Raw genomic sequence first — 23,080 nt, forward strand, 5'->3', positions numbered from 1 at the left:
ATTCATGTGTCTATCCATCCCCTCTCAGGTGGTGCAACTGCACCCCGAAGATAACTGCGTCACCGTCGACACCCTTGGGGTGCAGCGGCGCGTCAGCTGCATGCTGCTCGAAGAGCCTCTCCAGGTGGGCGACTATGTGCTGCTCCATATCGGCTTTGTGATGAGCAAGATTGACGAAGAGGAGGCGCAGGCTAGCCTCGAGAGCTTCCGCCAGATGGTGGCCCTGATGCCCAAACAGGATATCTTGCCATGCTGACCCTCAATGATCTCTTTCAGGGCTTTCGCCAGCCCGAGGTGATCCGTGCCCTCGCCGCCCAGATCACTGAACTCGCCAAAGATCTACCAGAGCCGCTGCGGGTGATGGAAGTGTGCGGCGGCCATACCCACACCATCATGAAGTACGGCCTGCACCAGCTGCTGCCGGCCAGCATCGAGTTTGTCCACGGCCCCGGCTGCCCGGTCTGCATCATGCCGAAAGAGCGCATCGATCAGGCCATCGAGCTGGCGAGCCAGCCCAGCGTTATTCTGGTCACCCTGGGGGATATGATCCGGGTGCCGGGCTCCAAAGGCACGCTGGCCCAGCAGCGCGCCAAGGGGAGCGATATCCGCCCGGTCTATGACCCCCTCGACGCCCTGCGTATCGCCAAAGAGAACCCGGAAAAAACCGTGGTCTTCTTCGCCATCGGTTTTGAGACCTCTACCCCGATGACCGCCGCCTTGCTAGCTGCGGCTGAAGCTGAGGGGATTGAAAACCTCCTGTTTCATATCAACCATGTGCTGGTGCCCCCCGCCATTCATGCGGTGATGGCCGACGGCGTTGCCAAGGTGAACGCTTTTATCGGCCCCTCCCACGTCAGCGTCATCACCGGCGCCGATATCTACCTGCCCATCGTCGATCGTTATCAGGTGCCGGTGGTGGTGAGCGGTTTCGAGCCGGTGGATGTGATGGAGGCGCTCTTGATGATGGTGCGCCAGAAGGTGGAGGGTCGCTACGCGCTGGAGGTGCAGTACAGCCGAGCCGTCACTGCCAGCGGCAATAAAGCCGCCCAGCGGCTGGTCGAGCGCTTTTTCGAGACCCGCGAGCACTTTCGCTGGCGAGGTCTGGGGGATATCAACGCCTCCGCCCTGCGCCTGCGCGATGCCTTTGCCAAACGCGATGCAGAGCGTCACTTTGCGCTCAATCAGACTCCCATCGATGACCACAAGGCGTGCCAGTGCGCCGATATCCTGCGCGGCCTCGCCAAACCGAACCAGTGCAAAGTCTTTGGCCGGGGCTGCACCCCGACCCAGCCCATGGGCAGCTGCATGGTCAGCTCCGAAGGGGCCTGCAATGCCTACTACCGATATATGGGGATCCAATGAGAGAAATTCAGTTAAGCCACGGCGGTCGGGTGATGAGTGGAGATGAATCTGTCTGCTTCGGCAACCTTGTGGAGATCCAATCACGATGAGAGAAATCCAACTTAGCCACGGCGGCGGCGGCGTGGAGATGAACCAGCTGATCAACCAGCTCTTCTTTCGCCACTTTGGTAACGAGATCCTGCTGCGCGGTGAAGATGCCGCCCTGTTGCCGGTAAGCGGGCCCGTCGCCTTCACCACCGACAGCTTTACCGTCTCGCCGCTCTTCTTCGAGGGGGGCGATATCGGCAAGCTGGCTATCGCCGGTACGGTCAACGATCTCGCCATGATGGGGGCCAAGCCCGAGTATCTGAGCTGCAGCTTTATCATCGAGGAGGGCTTCCCCTACGCCGATCTGGCCCGCATCGTCGAGTCGATGGCCGCAGAGCTTGCCAAGAGCGGCGCCCGCATCGTCTGTGGCGACACCAAGGTGGTGCCCAAGGGGGCGGCCGACAAGATCTTCATCAACACCAGCGGGGTCGGCACTTTCCCGCTGCCTGATCAAAGCCGGGGCATCTCGGTGCGCAACCTCAAGGCCGGTGACGCCATTCTGGTGTCGCGGGATATCGGCAGCCACGGCGCCTGCATCCTGGTGGCCCGCGACGCCCTGCAGCTGGGGTCGGATCTCAAGAGCGACTGCACCACCCTCTGGCCGCAGGTAGAAGCGCTGCTAAAAGCGGGGATTACCCCTCACGCCCTGCGCGACGCCACTCGCGGTGGCCTTGCCGCCGTGCTGAATGAATGGAGCACAGCCTCCCAGGTGGCCATCGAGCTGGAGGAGTCCACCATTCCGGTGTGCGATCCGGTACGCGGCCTGTGCGAGCTCTACGGCTTCGAGCCCCATGATCTCGCCAACGAGGGAACCATGGTGCTGGCCCTGCCTGCCGAACAGGCGCAGGACGCACTGGGCATCTTGCGACAATTCAACCCCGCTGCCAGCCAGATCGGCGTGGTGCAGGCGAGCGATCGCCACAAGGTGATCCTCAACAACCCCTGGGGCAGCCGCCGCTATCTGGAGCTGCCGCAAGGGGAGCTGCTGCCGCGGATCTGTTGAGCGGCCATGCCGTTCCGTCAATTACAGGGAGGAGTCACTGCTCCTCCCCATATGGGTTAAGGAGCCACCATGCACGAAATGTCTCTGGCCATGGCCGCCATCGATCTGGCAGCCGAACAGGCCACCCAGCGGGGCTTTACCAAGGTGACCGCCCTCTGGCTCGAGGTCGGCAGCTTCTCCTGCGTCGACCCGGACACCATTGCCTTCTGCTTCGAGGCGGCCGCCAAGGGCACTGCCGTCGAAGGGGCCCAGCTTCACTTTCAACACAAGGCGGCAGAAGCCTGGTGTTACGACTGCAACCAGACGGTCACCCTCACCGAGCGCGGGCAGGCCTGCCCCGGGTGTGGCGGATACAAATTACGAGTCGCGCAGGGTGATAACCTGCGCATCACCGACATCGAGGTAAGTTGATATGTGTAGCGTATGCGGATGCGGCAAGGCGCGGATTGCCGGCCATGAGCACGATCATGAGCATCATCACGAACATGAACATCACCATGAACATAGTCATGAGCCCCATCACCACCATGATCACGAGCAGAGCGCACCGCGCACCCTGATCATTCACCACCACTATCACCATCAGGGGGATGTCCATCACCACTACCACGGGGTGCGGGCTCCCATAAGCCATGAGGGGCATGATCAGCCCCATGAGCACCGTCATGATCACCCCCACAACCATCATCATGATCATGCCCACTCTCATGACCACGGCCATTCCCACGCGCATCCCCATGACCATGACCATGACCATGACCATGACCATGACCATCAGCAGGGTGATCTGCACTATGGCAAAGGGGAAGCGGGATTGTCGGTGCCCGGCATGGGGCAACGCCAGCTGATCGCCATCGAGATGGATGTGCTGGCCAAGAACAATGCCTTGGCGGCCCATAACCGCGAACACTTCGACGAGGCGGCCCAGCTAGTGCTCAACCTGGTCTCTAGCCCGGGTTCAGGCAAGACCACCCTGCTGTGCGAAACCCTGCGCCAGCTGGCCGACAAGCGCCCCTGCGCCGTGATCGAAGGGGATCAGCAGACCAGCGCCGATGCGGATCGCATTCGTGCTACTGGCGTCCCTGCCGTGCAGATCAACACCGGCAAGGGCTGCCATCTGGACGCCAAAATGGTTCACGATGCCTGCCACCAACTGCCCGCCAATGAAGGGGGCATCCTCTTTATCGAGAACGTCGGCAATCTGGTCTGCCCCGCCAGCTTCGATCTCGGCGAGAAGTACAAGGTAGCGATCCTCTCCGTCACCGAGGGGGAAGAGAAGCCGCTGAAATATCCGGATATGTTCGCCGCCGCCCAGCTGATGGTGATCAACAAGATCGATCTGCTGCCCTACGTCAGCTTTGACGTGGCCCGCTGCATCGAGAACGCCAAACGGGTCAACCCCTATATCCAGGTGATCCAGGTAAGCGCCACCACCGGTGAAGGGATGGATGCCTGGCTTAACTGGCTGGCCAGTGCTTGAAATCAACCAGTTAAACGCCGCTGATAGCAATAGGTAAAAAGAGAGGGAGGCTGATGCCTCCCTCTCTTTATCTGCGCGCTTTGCCAACGGTTCTCTCTGTACAGAATGGCCAGCGTTTCATACTCGCATCCCCTCACCCTGGCCCTCTCCCCAGGGAGAGGGAACTGGTTTAGCATGCTGCAACTATACGACGCCCTCAAACTCCTCAGGGGGCGCTTCGAGCATAACAACCAGCCATATTTTCAAACCCCGAGATTTTCCAAACCCTAAACCCCGAGCCTGGCGAAATGGCACCTTCTGCTCCCTTCTCCCCTTGCGGGAGAAGGGCTGGGGATGAGGGGGAAGCCAATCCTCAGGCCGCGCTTTCGGCCAATACACCCGCTGCAAGAGGCGCCTCACCAAAGCGCAGCACCCGATGGCAGATCTGGCGCAGCAGCGCCTGTTGGTGACTAAAAATCAGGATGCCAAGCCCGCGCTGCTCGCACTCCATCATCAACTCTCGCCAGAGATGACGCTGTATTTGCGGATCCAGCTGGGCAGTCACCTCATCGGCAATCAGCAGACGAGTGCGAGGATCGAGGGCGCGCAGCAGCGCGATGCGGGCCAGCTCGCCACCGGAGAGTTGACCGGGTTTACGACCGAGCCATTCAGGCTTGACCATAAAGCGGGCCAGCATGGCGTCATCGGGGCGCCACACATCCCACAGCGCCTGCCCGGTGGTGCGATAGGGATTGAAGGTCAGTTCCGGGTGCTGGGGCACCAGCTGGATGGGGTTATAACCTTTTGCCTGTTCAGGCACCGGCTGCCCATCCAGTCGTATTTCCCCGCTTCCCCGAACAGGCTGCCAACCCGCCAATACCCGCCCCAGCGTGGTCTTGCCATGGCCGCTCGGAGCAGAAATGCCGAGCCGCTCGCCCGCTTTCACCGTCAGCGATAACCCCTGCCAGAGGGGACGTTCCCCCTGGGCGATAGTGAGATTTCGTACTTCCAACATCAGGAAACCTCCGGCACAGAGAAGAGCGCGTTGAACTCGGGCAGCGCCTGCCAGTGGGCTCTGAGCATCTCGCTCCCCTGCCCTTGCCACAGATGGTGGCTGCTCAAGGTATCGCTCACTTGGCCCTTATGGAGCGCGACTATGCGATCGGCAAAGCGGGCCGCCAGCGCCAGATCGTGGGTCACCCAGAGGATGCCGCTGCCCTGATTGGCCAATTCACGCAACTGACCGAGCAGCAGACAGGCCAGCCCCTCGTCGAGCCAGGCGGTGATCTCGTCCGCCAGAATGTAGCGGGCACCACCAAGGGCCGCAGTGCAGGCCAGAATGCGCTTGGCCATGCCACCGGAGAGCTGGCGCGGGAATCTGTCCAAGGTGGTCGCGGGCAGCTGGTAGCGCAGCAGCTGCTCGCCGAGCCGCTCGCGAGAACCATTCTGGCCACACAGACGTGTCGCCCGCCCCAGCTGGCGCTCCACCGTCAGCAATGGATTGAGGGCGCTTACCCCCTGTGGCACATAGCAGAGGGTGTGGCCGCGCAGGCTGGCCCGGCTGGCGTCGCACAGTGGCGTGCCATCGAGGGAGATGCTGCCGCGCATTCGCAGATTGTCCGGCAGCAGGGTCAGGGCGCTTTGCAGCAGCAGGCTCTTGCCCTCGCCGCTCCCCCCCACCAGCGCCACTATCTCCCCAGTCGCCAGTTGCAGGCTGATATCGGTCAGCAAAGGCTGCCAACTGCGCCGCCCCAGCCAGGAGTAGTGGGCCGCCTCTATGGTCACATGGTCAAAACTCAGCATGGTTCACTCCTGTGCCACAGCAGCTGTTGCAAAGCGCGGGTAGCCTGATCAAACAGCAACACCAGCAGCAGCAACATCAGCCCCGGGAAGAGGGCCAGCCACCAACCGCCACCGGCCAGATAACGCAGGGCATCGGCCAGCAGCAGACCCAGCGAGGCCTCGTGGGCCGCCAGGCCAAAGCCGAGAAAGCTCAGCGCGGCGCTGTGCAACACCGCATGGGGAAACATCAGCAAAGTCCCGATAAACCATTGGGGCAACAGCCCCGGCAGCAGGTGGGTGCGCCAGCGACGCAGCGCCCCCATCCCCTGACAGCGGGCCAGCACCACATAGTCGCTGCAAGCTATCCGTCGCGCTTCTGCGCAGAGAATGAGCGCCAGCTTGGGCCAGTGGGTCAGCGCCACCGCCAGGATCACCCCGCGCATGCCGCCCCCCACGGTGAAGCAGATCAAAATCAGCAGCAGCATATGGGGCAGCGCCAGCATGGCGTCGATCACCATTCGCACCGCTGCATCGCATCTGGGATGGATGAGCGATACGCTTGCCGCCACCATGGCCAGCAGGCCACTGCAGAGAGCCGTGCTGATCCCCAGCTCCAGACTGGTGAGGGTGCCCTGAAAGGCGCGCAGCCAGAGATCCCGCCCCATCTGATCGGTGCCAAACCAGTGGGCCAGCGAGGGGGGCTGCTGGCGCGCCAGCAGATCCATCGGCACATCCTGATGAGAGAGGCTCCAGCCGTAAGTGGCCAGCAGCGCCAATCCGAGCAGGGCAAAAACCAGCCGCAGTATGGAGGGAAGCGGATTAAACAGCATGCTCGCCCTCCCAACCCCGATTGATGCGGGCCAACAGCAAACTGGCCACCGTATTGCCAATAAAGACCAGCAGAGTGCAAAAGAGCACGATCCCCATCAGCAGGGGGATATCGCCCCGCAGCCCCGCATCCACAGTGGCCTGGCCGAGCCCCGGATAGGAGAAGACCTTCTCGGCCAAGAGCGATCCGCCAATCAGTTCACCGAGCGAGGCAAACTGCAGGCAGAGCGCCGGGGTCAGGGCGTGGCGCAGCACGTGAAAACGCAGCATGGGCCAGCCGCCATCCCCCTGGGCGCGGGCGTAGCGGATAAAGTCACTCTCCAGCACCTCGGCCACCCGCGCCCGGGTATGCAGGGCAATATTGCCCAGCCCGAGCAGGGCAAGCGTGGTGACCGGCAGCAGCAGATGGCGCGCTCGCATAGCCCAATCTGCCTCATCGGCGGAGAGACCCGGCGTCCAGGCGCAGCAGACCGGCAGTAGTGGCCAATGCACCGCAAACAGGGCGAGCAGCAACAGGCCGACCCAGAAGGTGGGCAAGGAGGCGAGCAGGTAGGCAAAACGGCAAATAAGGCGATCGGGCCAGCGGTTGAGATAGCGACCGGCGCAGAGGCCCAGCAAAATCCCGAAAAAGCCGGAGAGCAGCCAGGCGCCCGCCAGCAGCAGGAAGGAGGCAGCAAAGCGCTGGCCTATGACCTCACCCACCGGTGCGTTATAAAGCATGGAGTAACCGAGATCCCCCCGCAGCACCTGGGTAAACCAGTGCCAGTAACGCAGCCAGAGCGGCTGATCCAGCCCCCAGCGAGCGGCGATGCGGGCGTACTGCTCCGGCGGCACATGGAGCAGATCGTTGCCGATATAGGCCTTGATGGGGTCGATGGGGGAGTAACTCAGCAGCACAAAGGTGGCGACCGAGACCAGACATAACAGCCCTGCCAGACGCAGCAGGGCTTTTAGCAACAGATAACCGGAGTGACTCAAGGGAGAACTTAACGGCACGTCCACCGCCAATCCTGCAGGTTGTTGAGCAGGGACCAGCTACCGTGGATTTCTGGCGCCCCCTTGCCAAGATCGATGCAACGGTTGGCGAGATAGGTGTGCTGCACATTGAGCAGCCAGGCCCAGGCGGCATCTCCCTGCACTCCGGCGCCCGTTTTGCCATCCCACTCCACCTGCTGCCAGAAGGGCACGGCCGCCTGCCAGTTCGGGGCATCCAGCGCCTGCTTGAGGTGGCTATCCACCACAGGGTTGCTGTAGTAGCCCGGGTTGTAGAACTCCACGCCACCGGAGCCGCTCTGGTAGTGGTGATAGAGCTCCATGGGATCCAGACTCCCCCACCCCATCAGCACCGGATTGGCGTGCATCTCCCGCTCCACCTGCTCCCAGCTGCCGGCCTTGAGGCTCACCTCAAGGCCGATGGGTTTGAGCATGGCGCGCACCGCTTCCGCCAAATCCCGGCGGGTGCTGTCGCCACTGGTGTACCAGAGGGTAAAGTCGGCTCTCAGGTCGCCCTTGTGGCGAATACCGTCACTGCCCATCTTCCAACCCGCCTCGTCGAGCAGTGCGTTGGCGTGGGCGGCATCGCCATCCTTGAAGGCGGTGGCTTTATTCAGCCATGGCAAGCCTTCTACCGCGCTGTAAGCGGGGATGGCGTGCCCTTCCAGCAGCTGATCGGCCAGCAGCTTGCGGTCGATGGCGTAGTTGATGGCACGGCGCACCGCTACATCCGAGGTCACGTCGTTGCCGATGGGATAACCCTTGGCATCCTTGCCACCCGCAGGCGGAATAGGGAAGACGATGCCACGGTTCTCCACGCTCGGTCGCACCCACAGCTTGGGGGAAGCTGGCACGGTGGGCGCCAGCGACGGGGCGATGCGCACCACATCGAGCTGGCTGCTCTGGGCGGCGGCATAGGCGCTCTCTTCATCGATAAAGACAAAGACCAGCCGTTTGAAATCGTTGTTGCCACCGGCGTAATAGGGGTTCGCCTCTACCACCAGTTGCTGACCGGGCAGGAAGCTCACCAACCGGTAAGGGCCGGCACCGACCGGTTTTTGGGCATACGCTTTTGCGTCGTAATCCCGCTTCGACACTATCCCCAAGGATCCCAGCACGTTGACGAAGGTGCTCTGGGGGGCACTCAGGGTAATGGCAACTTCGGTAGGCGAGAGCACCTTGGCCGAGACAAAGTTGCCCATGTCGATCTTGCCGCCACCCTTGGCTGCGCTGTTGTAGGTAAAGGCCACATCCTCGGCGGTGAGCGGTGCACCGTTGGAGAATTTCAGGTCAGGCTTGAGGGTAATGATCCATCCCTTGCCATCCGTGCTCGGGGTCACCGATTGGGTGAGCAAGTTTTGCCAGCTGAGATCGGCGTTCTGTTTGAGCAGCGGGCTGTGCAGCAGCAGGTAGCTGCCGTGGCTCCAGCCAAGCAGAGGGTCAAACCCTTCGGTGGGTTCGGCTCCGATGGCGAGCTTGAGCTCGGCAGGCACAGGTTGGGCAGCGGCCAGCGCCGCGTGAGAGGCAGTGCCCAGCAGCAGAGTCAACAGGGCGGCAGCACTGGTGCCACAGTAATGGCGAAGGGAATTGCGTGGAACAGTCATGGGGATCCTTCTTGTTTTGTACCACTCACGGATCATCACTCAAAAAAGAGGTGGAATGCGTGTCTTAACATGGGAGTGAGGGGCCAAAATGGCCCCCTATTCTAAACTTGATTTCGCGTGAAACCTAGCGACTATGCCGGTTGACCGCGCCGGGCACCAAATAGCCGTCTGCGACCCAGATCCACACCGCCAGCCCCTTGCTGCACAGGCAAGGAGAGCAGCATCTTGAGGGTACTGCTCACCAGCGCCCGTCCCTGCTCGGCACCGAGATGGGGATCGAGCGGCGACATCAGGGAGCAAGCCAGCAGCTGTCCCGTCTCGGGCAATTCACCCACCATGAAGGTCATGTTGCCGCAGGGGAGCTGCAGGGCGAGCCGATCGCTGCTGCTGCGCACCGGCCAAAGCTGATCCGGTCCCGGCAGCACCACCACGCTCAGCATCCAGGGGGTGAGCACACAGCCGAGCCACTGACCTTCAAACAACGTGCACTCCGCAACGATTGGCATGTCCGGGTGATAGAAGGGCAACGCCTGCATCTCTTCGCGAGCGATCCGCTCATACTGGGCTACCAGCAGAGGCGCGGGATCGCGGGCAAAACCGGCAAACTCCTGTGCCGTCTCCGGTACTCTCTCCAGCACTCTCTCCAGCACTCTCTCAACCTCGCTTAAATGGGACTGCGCCATAGGCCCTCCCGCGCTTGTTCAACTTTCTCCTGCTCAGAGAGCGGGATGGCGGGGGCACCGACACTGGCCAACAGGGTCAAAATCCGATCCTTCGCCTCCCCCATGGCGGCTGCCACCACAGGGGTGAGGCCGATGCGGGGCTCGAGGGATTCGGGCTCGACCCCGATCAAGGTGAGCCGCTTGGGCGACTCCCCCGTCATATGCAGCGCCGAGAGCACATCCGCCAGCCCCAGCTGGTGCGGGGAGATCTTGCGGCCAAACAGGGTCGGGATCTCCTCATCCTTCAGGGTCACCACTGTGCCCGGCGGATTACCGCTGCGCACCGCATCCACCAGAATGATGTGATCGCGACTGGCCATCGCTTCGAGCAACTCCATGCCGGCGGTGCCGCCATCGAGCAGCTCGATACCGGGGGAGAAACGGTATTCGCGCCCCAGCGCCTCGACGATGCGAACCCCCACCGCCTCATCGCTCAAGAGCAGGTTGCCGACGCCCAGGATCAGGATGTTCATCACAACACCTTCACCTGAGTTGTTTCGCCATTCTGGGTATCCACCACGTGCACCGCACAGGACATGCAGGGATCGAACGAGTGGATGGTGCGCACCACCTCCAGCGGTTTGGCGGGATCCGCCACCGGGGTGCCCACCAGAGATTGCTCGTAGGGGCCGGGTTCATCGTTGAAGTTGCGCGGGCCCGAGTTCCAGGTCGACGGCACCACCGCCTGATAGTTCTCGATCTTGCCGCCCTTGATGACGATCCAGTGGGAAAGCATGCCGCGCGGCGCCTCTTCAAAGCCCACCCCGCGAAACTCCTTGTCCGCCGGGATCTCCGCCTTGATATAGGCGGTGGTGTCCCCCTTGCCGATGTTGTCCACCAGCGCCTTCCACTGATGGGACAGGGTGTCTTTGAGCACGCAGCAGCGCACCGCACGGCCGATGATGCGGCCCATGGTGGAGTGCAGCTGTTCGGTCTTGATGGCAGAGCCGGTGAGCGCCTTGTAGATGCCGTTCAACTGCTCGAAATGTTCCACTGTCTCCGGGTGTTTGGCGGCAAGCTTCACCAGCAAGTCGGCAAGCGGCCCCACCTCCACCACCTTGCCATAGAAGGTGGGAGACTTGACCCAGGAGTACTTGCCGTCATCCTGCCAGCCGGTGTAGTTCGGCTCGGTCTTGCCCTCCCACGGCTTGAGGGGGGCGTCATCCTTGTACCAGGCGTGCTTGTTGCTCTCGGCGATGCCATCCATCAGCCAGCCATCCTGATGACTCTCGATGGGGCGATAACCCGCCAGATTGCCATTCTCGATATAGCCGCCCGGCATCAGGAAGCTGCCACCGTTGGCGTCGGTGGGCAGCTCCGGCACGCTCAGGTAGTGCTTGGCACCCTGCCCCAGATGCAACCACTCGGGGTAGTGCGCGGCGATGATGGCAGCATCTACCTTGTAGACCTGCTCGATAAACTCGCCAAGCCGGTCGATAAAGCTCTTCACATAGAGCAAGCGCTCCAGGTTGAGCACGCTCGGTGCATCCAGATTGATGGGGTTGGCCACGCCGCCCACCGCCAGATTCTGGATGTGCGGGCTCTTGCCACCGAGGATGGCGACAATGCGGTTGGCATCGCGCTGGCACTCCAGCGCCTGCAGGTAGTGGGCCACGGCGATGAGGTTTACCTCCGGGCTCAGCTTCATCTCCTTGTGACCCCAGTAACCGTTGGCAAAGATGCCGAGCTGGCCGCTCGCCACCAGCGCGCGGATCTTGTCCTGCACCTTGGTCAGTTCATCGGCACTGTTGAGGGACCAGGCTGATACCCCCTTGAGCATGTCCGCCGCTTTTTGCGGATTGGCCTCAAGGGCCGCGGTGATGTCCACCCAGTCCAGCGCGGAGAGCTGGTAGAAGTGGACGATGTGATCGTGGATGTTGTGGGCCGCGATGATGAGGTTGCGGATAAACTGGGCGTTGACCGGCACCTTGGCGCCGATGGCATTCTCCACGGCCCGCACCGAGGCGATGGCGTGAATGGAGGTACATACCCCGCAGATCCGCTGCACTATCATCCAGGCATCGCGCGGGTCGTTGCCCTTGACGATCTCCTCCATCCCGCGCCACATGGTGCCGGACGACCAAGCTTTGGTCACTTTGCCGCCTTCGATTTCGCAGTCGATACGCAGGTGCCCCTCAATGCGGGTGATGGGGTCTATGGTGATACGTTGGCTCATACGTTGGCTTTCCCTCGGGCCTGATAATCTTGGTGAACACGTTCAAGTGATGGCAGTACCGGCAGCAGCCGGATCAACAGCAAATAGGCACACACCTCGATGGCAACAAAGCCCAGGGAGATCAGCACCTCCTCCGCGGAGGGGAAGTAGTGGTAGCCATTGCCGGGGTTGAAGGCGAGCAGGGAGTAATCCAGCCGCCAGAGGGCGGCGCCCAGCAGCATGCTGAGGGCCCCCAGGAACAACATGCGCGAATCCCGGCGGCTCTTGTCCCAGTGGAACACCAGCAGCGGGAAGATCATCAGCGCAATCTCGCTCCAGAACATGATGGAGAAGCGATTGAACTCGGAGAGATACTCCGACTTGTCGTGGATGACGATCTCGGCAAAGCGCAGCGCCACAAACAGGATCAGGAAGATGTCGATCACCTGGGTCAGCTTGTAGAAGAGCGACTTCTCGTTGGGGCCCCGCCCCGCCAGTCCCGCCTGCACCAAGGAGCCCTCAAATACCACGATGGAGAAGCCCATGATAAATGCGGTCAGAAGCGAAAAGACCGGCAGCAGCTCGTAGCTTTGCCAGAGCGGATGGATCTTCTCCCCCGCCACTATCATCAAGGATCCCATGGAGGATTGGTGCATGGTGGGCAGCAGGGCCCCCAGCGCCAGCACGAAGAACATGATCTTGTTGAGGCGAATGAGTGACGCCTTCCAGCCGAACTTCTCCAGCAGCACGGGAGCAAACTCCAGCGCCATCACCCCGATATAGATGGTCATGCAGACCGCCGTCTCGAACAGCACCGAGGAGGTGTTGAAGTGACCGGGCAGGTAGAAGTACGGCAGGTTCCAGTAACGGCCCACGTCGATAGTGATGGAGAGGCCGCCCAGCGAGTAGCCAAACAGGCTCGCCAACAGGGCCGGTCGCACCAGCGGGTGATACTCGCCCCGGTTGAACACATAGACAGCCCAGGCCAGCGCCCAGCCGCCACAGGCGAAACCGGTGCCGATCAGCAGATCGAACGAGATCCAGAGCCCCCATGGGTAGCCGCCATTCAGATCGGTGACCGAACCCAGCCCGAAGACGAGGCGTTTTAAAATCAACATGCCGCACAGCACGGCAAAGGGGGCCAGCACCAGCACAGGCCAGCTGACCAGCTTGCCGCCGAGGGGATACGCCTTGTGGTTACTCATGATCCTTGCCTCCCTTTGTGGTGCCCTGATCCTTGATCTGCGCACCCCCCTGATCATGACCATCGTCATGATGATGATCGTGACCATTCTTGGTGTTGCGGCGAATGAGCACCGAAAGGCCGGTCAGCACCACCATGGGCAGCACCATCCCCTTGTAGAGGGTGTGCTGGATATGCTCGGAGCGGGCACCGGAGGAGAGCTCCGGCAGATCGGGCATGTCGAGCTTGGTATAGGGCACCCCGGCCAGCACCAGCACCTGGGTGCCGCCCCCCTCCTTCTCGCCATAGACGTAAGGCTGGTAGTTGGGCACCTCGTGCAGGTAAGGGTCGTTGGCAGAGAGGGTCTGGCGCGGATAGGCATATTCGCTGCCCGGAGTCGCCAGCAGACGACGCTTGGCTTCTGCCATCAGCTCCTCGCGGGTGCCGAAGATCACGGCGCCGGTGGGGCACACCTCGACACAGCCGGGCAACTTGCCCTGATCAATCCGCTCCAGCCCCTTCTGGTTGCAGAGCTCGCACTTGTGGATCGCCCCCAGCGGATTGTCGTAGTCATATTTGGGCACATCGAACGGGCAGCCCACCATGCAGTAGCGACAGCCAGTGCAGACGCTCGGGTCGTAGTGAACGATGCCGGTCTTGGGATCTTTTTTAAGAGCCTGCACCGGACAGACAGAGACGCAGTTGGGATCGACACAGTGCATGCACTGCTTCTTGATGTAGGCGTAGCCATCCACCAGCTGATCCTTGTGCTCGCCAGTGCCGCTCTTCCACACCTGAATGATGTTGTTGGTGTAGGGGGTCAGCTTGTCGTTGTTGGACCAGGTCTGCGCCCCGGCTGGATTGGCCGGGTTGCCGTTGAGGCGCTGACACTCCGCCACACAGGCCTGACAGCCGACGCAGAGGGTAGAGTCATACAACATACCGAGCGCGCCGGGAATGGGCGGCTTGTTCTTGGCCGCCGCCAGTGCGGTGCCGGGTACGGCTGTGCCCGCCGCCAGCGCACCGACGGAGGCGAATTTGAGGAAGTTTCGTCTGTTCACGGTTACTCCTCCCGTGATGGGTGCTGCCCGGCTTCGTGGCGCTTCTGCTGGCGACCGAGTTCACGCACCGTCATCAGACTCACCCCCACCAGCACCCCGAGGGCGCCACCGATCAGGCCAGTCGCGGTGGGCGAGGTATAGCCCCCCTCCTGAATTTTCACATCGGGTTTATCCACCCGCGGGGTCGGGTTCTCGACCTTGGCGAGCTGGAAGATCCCCTTGCTAAAACCGACCCCTTGCTCATTGCAGCCATAACAGGGGTGGCCGATGCCGACCGGCCAGATGCCGCCGCCCACATCGCAGAACTCCAGGGTCGAGCAGTTGCCGTAGGTCTCCGGCCCCTTGCAGCCAAGATGGTAGAGACACCAACCCTGACGGTGACCCTCATCACCAAACTCCTTGGCAAAACGCCCTGCGTCGAAGTGCGGACGACGCTCGCAGTTCTCGTGGATCAGACGCTCATAGGCAAACAGCGGACGCTTCTTGCTATCCAGCGCCGGCAGCTTGCCGTAGGTGATGTAGTAGGCAACCGTGGTGAGGAAGTTGTGGGGATTGGGCGGGCAGCCCGGGATATTGATGATCGGGGTGCCGATATTGCCGAGGGCCTCTTCCAGACTGACGGCACCGGTCGGATTGCCGCCGCTGGCAGGCACACCGCCCCAGGCAGCACAGGAGCCGATGGCGATGACCGCAGCCGCGTCAATGGCGGCACGGCGAATATGGTCGACGATGGGCTCACCGGCCACCATGCAGTAGACGCCACCATCTTTCAGCGGAATGGAGCCATCCACCACCAGCACATACTTGCCCTTGTAGCGGGTCATGGCGTTGTGCTTGTTCTCTTCAGCCTGATGACCAAAGGCCGCCGAGAGCACCTCGTGGTACTCCAGCGAAATGGTGTTGAGGATCAGGTTCTCGATGGTGGGGTGGGTGGCGCGCAGCAGCGATTCGGTACAACCGGTGCACTCCTGCGCCCCAATCCAGATCACCGGCGGCCGTTCGGGGCTGGTGAGCGCAGTGGCCATCTTGGCGACGGCATGCTGACTTAATCCCAGGGTTGCGGCCATCCCGGCACACAATTTCATAAAATCACGGCGATTAATCCCATGAGCCGATAAAAAATTATCCTCGACCATTCTTCTTATTCCCGTAGTGAGCACTTGTTTGATAAATGCTTAATAGCGGAAATGCTAAGGACTCACCCACCCTGCAGTATTGATCTCTATCAATTTCGACCGGCTTACCCCTATTTCCATAGCGAGCCACATCACAAATGAAATTAATTACCCCTAAAGGGATATTTAGCATCCCCGTAAATTTTATGAACTTAATTGGATATTAAATAATTAATCACCACATATCCTCTCGTTCACTGTGAGCCAAATTAACATGATTGAAATCTTGGCTATACCGCTCATTTCAAAATACTGATACCCACCAATAAATGATCCATTGAATATATCTTTACTCATCTCATTGCATATTCCATACAGTCATCCACGGGACAACCTCCTGACTTGCCTCCCCACACCAGACGACCTCATGGCTAGATGCCACCGGTAGCAAGCACGGCCTGCATGTCGCTTGATGTCTGCTTGCATCTTGCCTACGCTGCAGGGCGATGATTGCTCCTGCTAGCCCACACAGTACAACCCCGCTTGTCCTCCCTGACGTTTAACACCGCTTAATGAAAAGATGCCGCCGAGGTATGCATATCAGTATGACCTCCCCCACTCTTTATTGTCTTGGATGCTGGTGAGTAAAATATCGCGATCACGGATATGTTTACGCATCATCGTGAATCTGCATTCAAATTAATGGTGAGAGAAAAGGCAAGGTGGAAGGCTGCCTGCAACATAGTGATCATATTTAACTCGCGATGCATTCGCTCATCCGGTTACAGATGTTACCGCCCACCTTCACACTATTTACCTTCACGTCACCATGCGTAATTAACCAGAACGTAAATATCCATCCCCATCGATAAAGATGATAATTATTCTTGTTCAATGGCAACCCCAAAAAATGAGTTGGGATGACGATAAACATGACAAACGATAAGGGTGTTAATCATCAGCCGAGCAGTGGCTCCAGCAACTACCTTGCCTGATCGAACTCGAACTCGTTGACAGCCCAGCTCACCTCGTGAAATTCAGCCCGCAGCGGCCGCAGTTTCAGAGAGATGCCTACCCCTGACTGCCTCTGATAACCACGCCATGGAGCCTTGTTTCTGGCTGGCCCTACGGACACTTGCCAAGTGCGGGAATTGAACAAAAAAACGAGAAAAATCAAGATAGATAGCCAATTAAAATGACATAATTGACTATAGTTCAATCGAACGTTTGAAAAACGTGACCACTTCACATGGACCCAGCGCAATGACCACTGAACGGGAACAGTTGATCCGCTCACTGTTTGATGAGTACATCGAGCTATATTCATCACGGGATGATCGGCTCACCACGCGGTTTAGCGACAATTTCAGCGGCTTTGCCGGCAGCAGTGATGTTCTGGTTACCGATAAAGATGAGTGGATCCGGATAACCCGCCGCGATTTTGCCCAGATCCCGGGCAGGATCCGTCTGGAAATACTCGATGTAACCCTGCAAGATCTGGCCGCTGATGTGGTGGCGGTCACCGCCTTCTTCCATATCCATCTACCAAAATCAGAACCTATCCTCTCCCGCAGAACCGCCAGACTGGTGCTGATTTTTCGACACGAAGCCATGGCGTGGAAAATTGCTCACAGCAGTATCTCCATCCCTTACAGTGCGGCTCGGGAAAGCGAAATTTACCCGATGACCAGTCTGGAGGAGCGCCAACATGAGCTGGAACTCATTATCGAGCTCAGAACCAAGGAGCTGGCGGAAGCGAACCGGAAACTGGAAGCGCTCAGCAATACCGACGGGCTAACCAATATCGGCAACCGTCGTCTGTTCGACAACTCATTGAACCAGGCCTGGGAGCGCTGTATTCAGACAGAGATGCCGATTGCGCTCATCATGCTCGACATCGATCATTTCAAGCAGTTCAACGACCTCTATGGCCACGTTGCCGGTGACGAGTGCCTTCAATTGCTGGCCCATACCCTGGCGCAATCCGGGCGCCGCTCGGGGGAGTTGGTGGCTCGCTACGGCGGAGAGGAATTTGTCATCCTGCTGCCACATGTCGAGCGTCAATCCGCCTATGAAATTGCCCAACATATCCAGCGGCTGATTTTTGCACTCGCGCAGCCACACGCACAAAATGCCACCGGTCTGGTGACCGTTAGCATGGGTGTTGCCTGCCTCAGACCATCGAGTCACTGGCAGCCGTCTAAACTGGTAAAACTGGCTGATGCTGCGCTCTACACCGCCAAATCATCCGGCCGTAACTGCATCAGAGTGGCGGAGTCACCCAGCCTCCCGCAACCAGTCTGACCATAAGTCCCTCATACACCCCATCCTCCCCGTGGGGAACCACTGCGCGCTAACCATGCACGGCAAGGCTCAACGCATCCCATCGCAACATACCTTCCCACTGATCCAGTGTGCTTTGATAGGTATCTGCCGCGTTGTAATGGACCATGGCATGCAGACGGGCATGATGGCCAAGTCGCTTGACCACGTCGGGCATCGCATTGAGGCTGGCCAGCACCCGCGCCAGATCGCCGGGATCGTTTGGCTGATATTTGCGGCAATTCACATCATCGGTGAGGTGTCGGTCCCACCAGGCGCCATCGGCCGGGATCACTACACATAATCCTGCCGCCATAGCCTCCAGAATGGAGAGGCCAAACGGTTCCTGATGACTGGTGGAGACAAAAATACCGCATTGAGTTCGGATCTCGTCAAGATTGGCGGGGTTGGCATACCAGTGTGTATCTGGCAGCTGTGGCTGAGGCTGGCTGCAGGGTTGCAGCGTGCCCTTGGGCTGCAGATAGCACACCATCAGCTCGGGGCGAGCGTCAGGGATCAGTTGATGGGCGGCCAGCATGGTCTCCAGCCCCTTCCAGCGCAGCAACGAGGCCGCCCACAAAATACGAGGCCCCCCCAGAGTCGCTTTGGGCCAATCAATCTCGCTCAAACCATTGGTAAATGGCTGCCAGTGTGACGGGAACTCGGTCTCGCCAAGCCGGGCCAGCAATGCCGCCAGGGAGCTGCGGGTTGATTCGAGATAAAACACAAAACTCGCCCGTTGCAAAGCTCTGGCAGAGAGCCCCGAGCACCCCACAGGGCCATGGATCAGCTGAACCACCCGGCACCGCAACCAGCGGGCCGCCCAGTAACAGCAAAGATCCACTCCCGGCCCGGACGCAGCCACCAGGCACTTCACCTCCCCCAAGCGCAACACCAGCCAGAGGATCAGCAGGGTCTGCCACCCCTGTTTGAGCAGATAGCCGATGCCGGACTCACGCCCCTTCAATATGTGGGGCAGCCAAAGGGGATGATGCTGACAACGGGACCAGGAGTCGGGATCCTGGGTCAACACATGGCATGTGAGCCCGGGCATCCGTTTGGCCAACTCATCGAGCAGCACTTCGGTCGCAACCTTGGAGCCACCGCGAAACGGGATGGGATCCACGACGATGACCTTTCCAAACACCGGCTCAGTTTGCATGCTCATCTTGCTGCTCCCTTACTCTGGTACCTTGCGGCGGCCAAACCCCAACTGCACTTTTTGCGCCACTCTTGCCATCCCACTCGCCAGCATATTGCGCCCTCTGGCAAGGAGTCGTTGCCCCGCCCAGTGAATGAGTGGTCGGAAGGGTGTGGGGGCCGTTGCGTGCCAACGACCAGCCAGCGCGGCGTCCCACACCGCCGTGACCCCGTCAACGTAGCGCGCCACCGTGAACAACTGTGCGGCACGCAACTTAGCGGCCCGCCCCATTTCACATCGGCGCTGCGGATTGCTCAATTGCCGCCAGTGATCAGCCATCTCGGCCCAATCCCCCGGGATTGCCAGCAAACCGGTCACCCCCTCTTCCACCACTTCGGGGATGCCGCCCACTCGGTATGCACTGACCGGGAGCCCCAACATGCCCGCCTCCGCCAACGTCAGACCAAACACCTCCTCACGGGCTCCGGAGACCAGCAGATCCACCCCGCCTCGCAAGATAGCGGCACTGTCCGGCCGCTCGCCAAGAAAGTGGACACGCTCGGCCACCCCGAGCTCGACAGCCAACGCCATCAATGCTTCCCGCTCCGGACCGCTGCCAATAATCAGCAACTGAGCCTCCTCCCCCGATGCCATCAGGGCAGCCAGCGAGCGGATCAGCAGATCAATCCCCTTGCGTTTGATCAGGGAGCCAACGGTTGCGATGATCATATCCCCCGGTGGCAAGCCCAGCATGCCGACGACCGGCCAGTGAGCACCGCCATTCAGGCGAGCGGCATCCACCCCGTTGGGTATCCGGATCAACCGCTCGGCCGTGCAGCCATCCTGGCGCCAACCGGTCAACACCGGCTCGCTCACCCCGATCAGCACGCTTGCCTGATGAACCCGCAGGCTGAATCTGTCTCTTGGCTGGTAACGGGCATGGAGGTGGCACACCAGCGGTACCTGCAACACTCGACAGACCCCCGCCAGCCACTGACAAGGGGCCGCGCTGTTGGCATGCACCAGCCCAATCTGCCGCTCGGTGATGAGCTCTCTGGCTCGCCGGGAGAGGCGCCGATGGGCAGCAAGATCAAAGCGGGGCGCCTGCCATCCCAGCAGCAGGCTGAACGGCTCGACCATGGTTTCTACCCCGAGGGTGGCCGCCTCTGCCGCCAGCGTCGGGCTATTGCACCAGAGCAGGGGCGTAAACCGGCTGCGATCGAGGTGGGCCAGCAGATCCAGCAGGCAGCGTTCGCTGCCGCGGATCCAGTCCTCTCCGTAGTGAACCAGCAAAACAGGGGTTGCGTTCATCCTCTTGCTCCCTTTGGTGGCACTGCCGGCAACCGGGTTGCCTTCTGATGATCCTCAGCGGTGGCCTTCACCTCTGTGGCCGCATGCTGCACGTACTTGATGGCGGCGACGGCCAGCGCCAACTCCAGATAGATGGGCCAGGTAAACCCCTGGGTCAGGAAGGATCCCGAAATCACAAACCCCACCATGCTGGTCATCACCCCCTGCATCGCCGTGATCACTGCAGGAGGCATGCCAGCAAGCTGGCAACGCCAGCAACTGCGCAGGGTCACCGTCACCATGCCGATAAACAGCGCCAGCCCGACAAAGCCGGTTTCAGCCAGCACCCCGAACCAGGTGGAGTGCACCGCATGATTCAGTCCATCCCAATGGGGGCTGTAGAAGAAATAGTTGTAATAGAAATTGGACAAGCCCACCCCCACCAGCGGATGGCCCAGCGCCATGCCCCAGGCCGCTTGCCAGGCGTAGATCCGCCCCATGGCCGAGGCATCGACCCCGCTCTCGGCGGCGCCGCCAGATGCCCGGTCGCTGATCCCGGCGGCGGCAAAGAGCACCAGCAGCGCGACCATCCCCAGCGAAATCAACAGGATTTTCGACTTCACCCGCTGCCAGGCAAACAGGCCACCAACGGCGCAGATACCCAGCAGACCACCGCGGCTCTGGGTGGCGATAATGGCGGCGGCGGTCAGCGCAAAGCCAAGCCCCCCCAGCAAACGCCCCCCCACCCCATTGCCCTGATTGAGCAGCAAGCTCAATGAAAAGCCGGCAGGAAAGAGCAGCACCAGAGCCAGATCGTTGGGATCACCCAGCACAGAGCCCAGCTCGCGCCCTATGGTCACCCGGGTACCCTCCACCAGCCCGATCCCGCTCGCCTTGTTGTAGAGGGCCACCAGCGCCACCAGACAGCCCGCTACCACAAAGGTGCGCACCGCCAGCGCAAAATCCCCCGGAGTGCGCACCAGCCAGGCGGAGGCCAGGGTCATCAGATAGATCTTGCTATAGCTGCCGGTCCAGGTGGCGATCGCCTCGCCCCGGTTGCTGGCAAACAGCACACCAATGGAGACCATCACAAAGAAGGCCGTCAGCCAGCTCAGGGCTGGACTCCAGTAGGGCTTGATCCGGCCAGTCAGCAAAATGTGCCAGACCAGCGCGCCGATGGCGGCCAGCGAGAAGAGCAGCGGGATCTTGAGGGGATAGAGCTGGGGGAATACCTCATGCAGCCGAAAGAAGGAGAAGGTGACAAACCCCAGCACCATCAAGAAAGGCCAGCGCAGAGCAAACCAGATGGCGGGAATGGCAAGGCCGAGCACCGGCAGCAGCAAGGGATGGGGCAGCCGCCACCAGAGCAGAGCCAGCACCAGACAGATGGCGCTTGCCCAGATGGCCGGCGTTAGACGAGCCATGATCCTGCCCACCATTGGCCGAGCCAGACCATCGCCAGTGCCCCGAGGGAACTGGCCCAGAGGGTCGAGAGGCGATACGGCAGCGGCAGCAACCGCTGGCTCACCAGATAAAAGGCCAGCGCCCGCACCAGATAGACCAGCAGCAGGGTCCAGATCACCCCGGCAACCCCGAAGGGGGGGATGGCGAGCAGAAAGCCTGCGACCCCAAGAGCGCTGCAGCCCAGATTGATCACCATCTGGGCATTGCTCTTCTCGCCGCTAAAGCAGCCGACATTGAGCAAGTCCGAAACATTGCGCACCGCCATGCCCAGCACCAGCAGCGGAATATAGGCGATCGCCCCGTGATAGCTCTCCGGGGTCAGCCAGCGAATAAGCAAGGGGGCGGTGAGCCCGACAATCCCCGCGGTAACAAACCCCAGTACCGACCCCATCACGCTGTAGTGGGCATTGAGTCGCAGTCCATCCGGTTCGCGCAGCAGCATGAAACGGCGGGGATACCACCAGAGAGCAAAGGGTTGCAGCAGAAGTCCCACTGCCAGCGCCAGCTTGCCCGCCACCGCGTAGTAGGCGAGCAGCGCCTCACCCACCACATCGGCCAGCAGCCAGCGATCCAGTCCGCTCAGGGCAAAGCCTGCCAGCCCGCTCACCACCAGGGGCAATCCATAGCGCAGCAGCGGCCGATAGTGCTGCCAGTCAAAGCGGATCCCGCTATCTCGCCACTGCCAGAGGCTCAGCAGCAACGCCAGTGCAACGCAGGTCAGGGTGCCGGAGGCCAGCACCCCGCTCACGCCCCAGCCGAGCCAGAGCCACCAGCCAGTCAGCAGGGACTGGATCACCGCCTTGCCTGCGGTCGCCACGAAAAAGAGCCGGGCCTGATTGCGCATGCGCAGCCATGCCAGTGGCACGCCGATCACCCCTTCAAACGGCAGGGCGCAAAGCACCCAGCGCACATCCGCAAGGCGGGTTTCCACCGGCAGCCAGGCTTGCACCACAGGTGCCAGCAGCCAGAGCAGCATCAGACTGGCCAGGGCGATCAGCCAGACCAGCCCAAACATGCGGGCCACCACCTGCTGGCGCTCCTGCTCATCTTTCGCCAATCCGGCAAAACGGTAGAGGGCATCCACCAACCCGAAGCCGAGAATGAGGGAGCCCAGATTGATGAGGGTGAGCAGCACCTCCAGCTGGCCGTATTCACGAGGCAGCAGCTGATGAGTCAACACCGGCAGCATCAGCAGGGAGATCCCCTTCATCAGGAGCAAGCCGCCGGCGTAATAGAGCATGGCAATCTGGTTCACACCAAGTTTCATAGGGCCTCCCAGCCACCCGAAGCATCCCGCTCCGGGTCAGCTACCGCTAATGCAAAGCCCACGCCACTCACTCCCGCCCTGAAGCGATAGCCCCTCTGTGCGGCTTAACCGGCCTGAACAAGCCCAGAATGAGACTGGCATTTGCGTTTTGCACAACGCTGGCTGCAAATTGCACCGACCGGCGCAATCTGCCCCACCTCTTAGCCCCATTTGGCCCGATCCCGCTGGGGTCGTCCTGTTGG

22 protein-coding genes are annotated in these 23,080 nt (G+C 60.8%); 6 read left to right on the plus strand and 16 right to left on the minus strand.

Annotation, left to right across the window (positions count from 1 at the left end; translation table 11 throughout):
- Positions 1–4: 4 nt before the first annotated feature.
- The 4 genes from AB5Z02_RS19570 to hypA all read left to right on the plus strand — a co-directional run bounded on the left by AB5Z02_RS19570 (position 5) and on the right by hypA (position 2,863).
- Positions 5–256: a HypC/HybG/HupF family hydrogenase formation chaperone gene (locus tag AB5Z02_RS19570; RefSeq protein WP_040065728.1), complete on the plus strand. Its 252-nt coding sequence runs from the start codon at positions 5–7 to the stop codon at positions 254–256.
- Positions 250–1,362: a hydrogenase formation protein HypD gene (hypD, locus tag AB5Z02_RS19575; protein WP_323911610.1), complete on the plus strand. Its 1,113-nt coding sequence runs from the start codon at positions 250–252 to the stop codon at positions 1,360–1,362. Before AB5Z02_RS19570 ends, hypD begins: the two co-directional genes overlap by 7 nt.
- A gap of 85 nt (positions 1,363–1,447) precedes the next feature.
- A complete protein-coding gene (gene hypE, locus AB5Z02_RS19580) occupies positions 1,448–2,452 on the plus strand; it encodes a hydrogenase expression/formation protein HypE (protein ID WP_368216749.1) in 1,005 nt (334 codons plus the stop codon).
- A gap of 69 nt (positions 2,453–2,521) precedes the next feature.
- A complete protein-coding gene (gene hypA, locus AB5Z02_RS19585) occupies positions 2,522–2,863 on the plus strand; it encodes a hydrogenase maturation nickel metallochaperone HypA (protein ID WP_368216751.1) in 342 nt (113 codons plus the stop codon).
- Here the strand turns inward: hypA and AB5Z02_RS19590 are convergent.
- Complete coding sequence (locus tag AB5Z02_RS19590; RefSeq protein WP_368216753.1) at positions 2,841–3,197, minus strand: hypothetical protein; 357 nt, start codon at positions 3,195–3,197, stop codon at positions 2,841–2,843. The genes hypA and AB5Z02_RS19590 overlap by 23 nt on opposite strands.
- On the opposite strand from AB5Z02_RS19590, the gene hypB reads away from it, so the two are divergent.
- Positions 3,078–3,932 (plus strand): hydrogenase nickel incorporation protein HypB, encoded by an 855-nt coding sequence (hypB, locus tag AB5Z02_RS19595; protein WP_368216907.1) that lies wholly within the window; start codon positions 3,078–3,080, stop codon positions 3,930–3,932. The two genes, AB5Z02_RS19590 and hypB, sit on opposite strands and share 120 nt — an antisense overlap.
- A 352-nt stretch (positions 3,933–4,284) precedes the next feature.
- On the opposite strand, the gene AB5Z02_RS19600 is transcribed toward hypB, so the two are convergent.
- The 11 genes from AB5Z02_RS19600 to hybO form a co-directional block, all read right to left on the minus strand.
- Positions 4,285–4,926, minus strand: coding sequence for an ATP-binding cassette domain-containing protein (locus AB5Z02_RS19600; protein ID WP_368216755.1), 642 nt, complete (start codon positions 4,924–4,926; stop codon positions 4,285–4,287).
- A complete protein-coding gene (locus tag AB5Z02_RS19605; protein WP_368216756.1) occupies positions 4,926–5,714 on the minus strand; it encodes an ATP-binding cassette domain-containing protein in 789 nt (262 codons plus the stop codon). Before AB5Z02_RS19605 ends, AB5Z02_RS19600 begins: the two co-directional genes overlap by 1 nt.
- Positions 5,708–6,523, minus strand: coding sequence for an ABC transporter permease (locus tag AB5Z02_RS19610; RefSeq protein WP_107682885.1), 816 nt, complete (start codon positions 6,521–6,523; stop codon positions 5,708–5,710). The genes AB5Z02_RS19605 and AB5Z02_RS19610 overlap by 7 nt, the downstream gene beginning before the upstream one ends.
- A complete protein-coding gene (locus tag AB5Z02_RS19615) occupies positions 6,513–7,523 on the minus strand; it encodes an ABC transporter permease (protein WP_368216758.1) in 1,011 nt (336 codons plus the stop codon). Before AB5Z02_RS19615 ends, AB5Z02_RS19610 begins: the two co-directional genes overlap by 11 nt.
- A complete protein-coding gene (locus AB5Z02_RS19620) occupies positions 7,508–9,118 on the minus strand; it encodes an ABC transporter substrate-binding protein (RefSeq protein WP_368216760.1) in 1,611 nt (536 codons plus the stop codon). The genes AB5Z02_RS19615 and AB5Z02_RS19620 overlap by 16 nt, the downstream gene beginning before the upstream one ends.
- Before the next feature lie 131 nt (positions 9,119–9,249).
- Positions 9,250–9,801, minus strand: a complete 552-nt coding sequence (gene hybE, locus AB5Z02_RS19625; protein ID WP_368216761.1) for a hydrogenase-2 assembly chaperone — start codon at positions 9,799–9,801, stop codon at positions 9,250–9,252.
- Entirely contained in the window at positions 9,783–10,313 is a 531-nt protein-coding gene (locus AB5Z02_RS19630) for a HyaD/HybD family hydrogenase maturation endopeptidase (RefSeq protein ID WP_368216763.1), read from the minus strand. Before AB5Z02_RS19630 ends, hybE begins: the two co-directional genes overlap by 19 nt.
- Positions 10,313–12,016, minus strand: a complete 1,704-nt coding sequence (gene hybC, locus AB5Z02_RS19635; protein WP_368216765.1) for a hydrogenase 2 large subunit — start codon at positions 12,014–12,016, stop codon at positions 10,313–10,315. The genes AB5Z02_RS19630 and hybC overlap by 1 nt, the downstream gene beginning before the upstream one ends.
- Positions 12,013–13,200 carry a Ni/Fe-hydrogenase cytochrome b subunit gene (gene hybB, locus AB5Z02_RS19640; RefSeq protein ID WP_021230238.1) on the minus strand — a complete coding sequence of 396 codons (1,188 nt, stop codon included), beginning with the start codon at positions 13,198–13,200 and terminating at the stop codon, positions 12,013–12,015. Before hybB ends, hybC begins: the two co-directional genes overlap by 4 nt.
- Positions 13,193–14,239 (minus strand): hydrogenase 2 operon protein HybA, encoded by a 1,047-nt coding sequence (hybA, locus tag AB5Z02_RS19645; RefSeq protein ID WP_346211847.1) that lies wholly within the window; start codon positions 14,237–14,239, stop codon positions 13,193–13,195. Before hybA ends, hybB begins: the two co-directional genes overlap by 8 nt.
- A gap of 2 nt (positions 14,240–14,241) precedes the next feature.
- Positions 14,242–15,375: a hydrogenase 2 small subunit gene (gene hybO, locus AB5Z02_RS19650; RefSeq protein ID WP_043819787.1), complete on the minus strand. Its 1,134-nt coding sequence runs from the start codon at positions 15,373–15,375 to the stop codon at positions 14,242–14,244.
- Positions 15,376–16,617: 1,242 nt separating this feature from the next.
- Here hybO and AB5Z02_RS19655 point away from each other — a divergent pair.
- Positions 16,618–17,658, plus strand: a complete 1,041-nt coding sequence (locus AB5Z02_RS19655; RefSeq protein ID WP_368216767.1) for a diguanylate cyclase — start codon at positions 16,618–16,620, stop codon at positions 17,656–17,658.
- Between the two features lie 49 nt (positions 17,659–17,707).
- Here AB5Z02_RS19655 and AB5Z02_RS19660 read toward each other — a convergent pair whose 3' ends face one another.
- From AB5Z02_RS19660 to AB5Z02_RS19675, 4 genes are read right to left on the minus strand one after another with little or no spacing between them, the layout of a single operon-like run.
- The gene (locus AB5Z02_RS19660) at positions 17,708–18,844 is read right to left on the minus strand and encodes a glycosyltransferase family 4 protein (protein WP_368216769.1); all 1,137 of its coding nucleotides are present in this window, start codon (positions 18,842–18,844) and stop codon (positions 17,708–17,710) included.
- Between the two features lie 12 nt (positions 18,845–18,856).
- The gene (locus AB5Z02_RS19665) at positions 18,857–20,128 is read right to left on the minus strand and encodes a glycosyltransferase family 4 protein (RefSeq protein ID WP_368216771.1); all 1,272 of its coding nucleotides are present in this window, start codon (positions 20,126–20,128) and stop codon (positions 18,857–18,859) included.
- Complete coding sequence (locus AB5Z02_RS19670; protein WP_368216772.1) at positions 20,125–21,531, minus strand: O-antigen ligase family protein; 1,407 nt, start codon at positions 21,529–21,531, stop codon at positions 20,125–20,127. Before AB5Z02_RS19670 ends, AB5Z02_RS19665 begins: the two co-directional genes overlap by 4 nt.
- On the minus strand, positions 21,519–22,838 hold the full coding sequence (locus AB5Z02_RS19675; RefSeq protein WP_368216773.1) for a lipopolysaccharide biosynthesis protein: 1,320 nt from the start codon (positions 22,836–22,838) through the stop codon (positions 21,519–21,521). The genes AB5Z02_RS19670 and AB5Z02_RS19675 overlap by 13 nt, the downstream gene beginning before the upstream one ends.
- Positions 22,839–23,080: the final 242 nt, after the last annotated feature.

It is taken from the genome of Aeromonas sp. R2-3, from assembly GCF_040908375.1.
In the GTDB taxonomy this organism is placed as follows: domain Bacteria; phylum Pseudomonadota; class Gammaproteobacteria; order Enterobacterales; family Aeromonadaceae; genus Aeromonas; species Aeromonas veronii.

Coding starts and splice junctions, on each gene's coding strand:
- AB5Z02_RS19570 (WP_040065728.1), top strand. CDS start 5: ATGTGTCTATCCATCCCCTCTCAGGTGGTGCAACTGCACCCCGAAGAT.
- hypD (WP_323911610.1), top strand. CDS start 250: ATGCTGACCCTCAATGATCTCTTTCAGGGCTTTCGCCAGCCCGAGGTG.
- hypE (WP_368216749.1), top strand. CDS start 1,448: ATGAGAGAAATCCAACTTAGCCACGGCGGCGGCGGCGTGGAGATGAAC.
- hypA (WP_368216751.1), top strand. CDS start 2,522: ATGCACGAAATGTCTCTGGCCATGGCCGCCATCGATCTGGCAGCCGAA.
- AB5Z02_RS19590 (WP_368216753.1), bottom strand. CDS start 3,197: ATGGTCATGGGGATGCGCGTGGGAATGGCCGTGGTCATGAGAGTGGGC.
- AB5Z02_RS19600 (WP_368216755.1), bottom strand. CDS start 4,926: ATGTTGGAAGTACGAAATCTCACTATCGCCCAGGGGGAACGTCCCCTC.
- AB5Z02_RS19605 (WP_368216756.1), bottom strand. CDS start 5,714: ATGCTGAGTTTTGACCATGTGACCATAGAGGCGGCCCACTACTCCTGG.
- AB5Z02_RS19610 (WP_107682885.1), bottom strand. CDS start 6,523: ATGCTGTTTAATCCGCTTCCCTCCATACTGCGGCTGGTTTTTGCCCTG.
- AB5Z02_RS19620 (WP_368216760.1), bottom strand. CDS start 9,118: ATGACTGTTCCACGCAATTCCCTTCGCCATTACTGTGGCACCAGTGCT.
- hybE (WP_368216761.1), bottom strand. CDS start 9,801: ATGGCGCAGTCCCATTTAAGCGAGGTTGAGAGAGTGCTGGAGAGAGTG.
- AB5Z02_RS19630 (WP_368216763.1), bottom strand. CDS start 10,313: ATGAACATCCTGATCCTGGGCGTCGGCAACCTGCTCTTGAGCGATGAG.
- hybC (WP_368216765.1), bottom strand. CDS start 12,016: ATGAGCCAACGTATCACCATAGACCCCATCACCCGCATTGAGGGGCAC.
- hybB (WP_021230238.1), bottom strand. CDS start 13,200: ATGAGTAACCACAAGGCGTATCCCCTCGGCGGCAAGCTGGTCAGCTGG.
- hybO (WP_043819787.1), bottom strand. CDS start 15,375: ATGGTCGAGGATAATTTTTTATCGGCTCATGGGATTAATCGCCGTGAT.
- AB5Z02_RS19655 (WP_368216767.1), top strand. CDS start 16,618: ATGACCACTGAACGGGAACAGTTGATCCGCTCACTGTTTGATGAGTAC.
- AB5Z02_RS19660 (WP_368216769.1), bottom strand. CDS start 18,844: ATGAGCATGCAAACTGAGCCGGTGTTTGGAAAGGTCATCGTCGTGGAT.
- AB5Z02_RS19665 (WP_368216771.1), bottom strand. CDS start 20,128: ATGAACGCAACCCCTGTTTTGCTGGTTCACTACGGAGAGGACTGGATC.
- AB5Z02_RS19670 (WP_368216772.1), bottom strand. CDS start 21,531: ATGGCTCGTCTAACGCCGGCCATCTGGGCAAGCGCCATCTGTCTGGTG.
- AB5Z02_RS19675 (WP_368216773.1), bottom strand. CDS start 22,838: ATGAAACTTGGTGTGAACCAGATTGCCATGCTCTATTACGCCGGCGGC.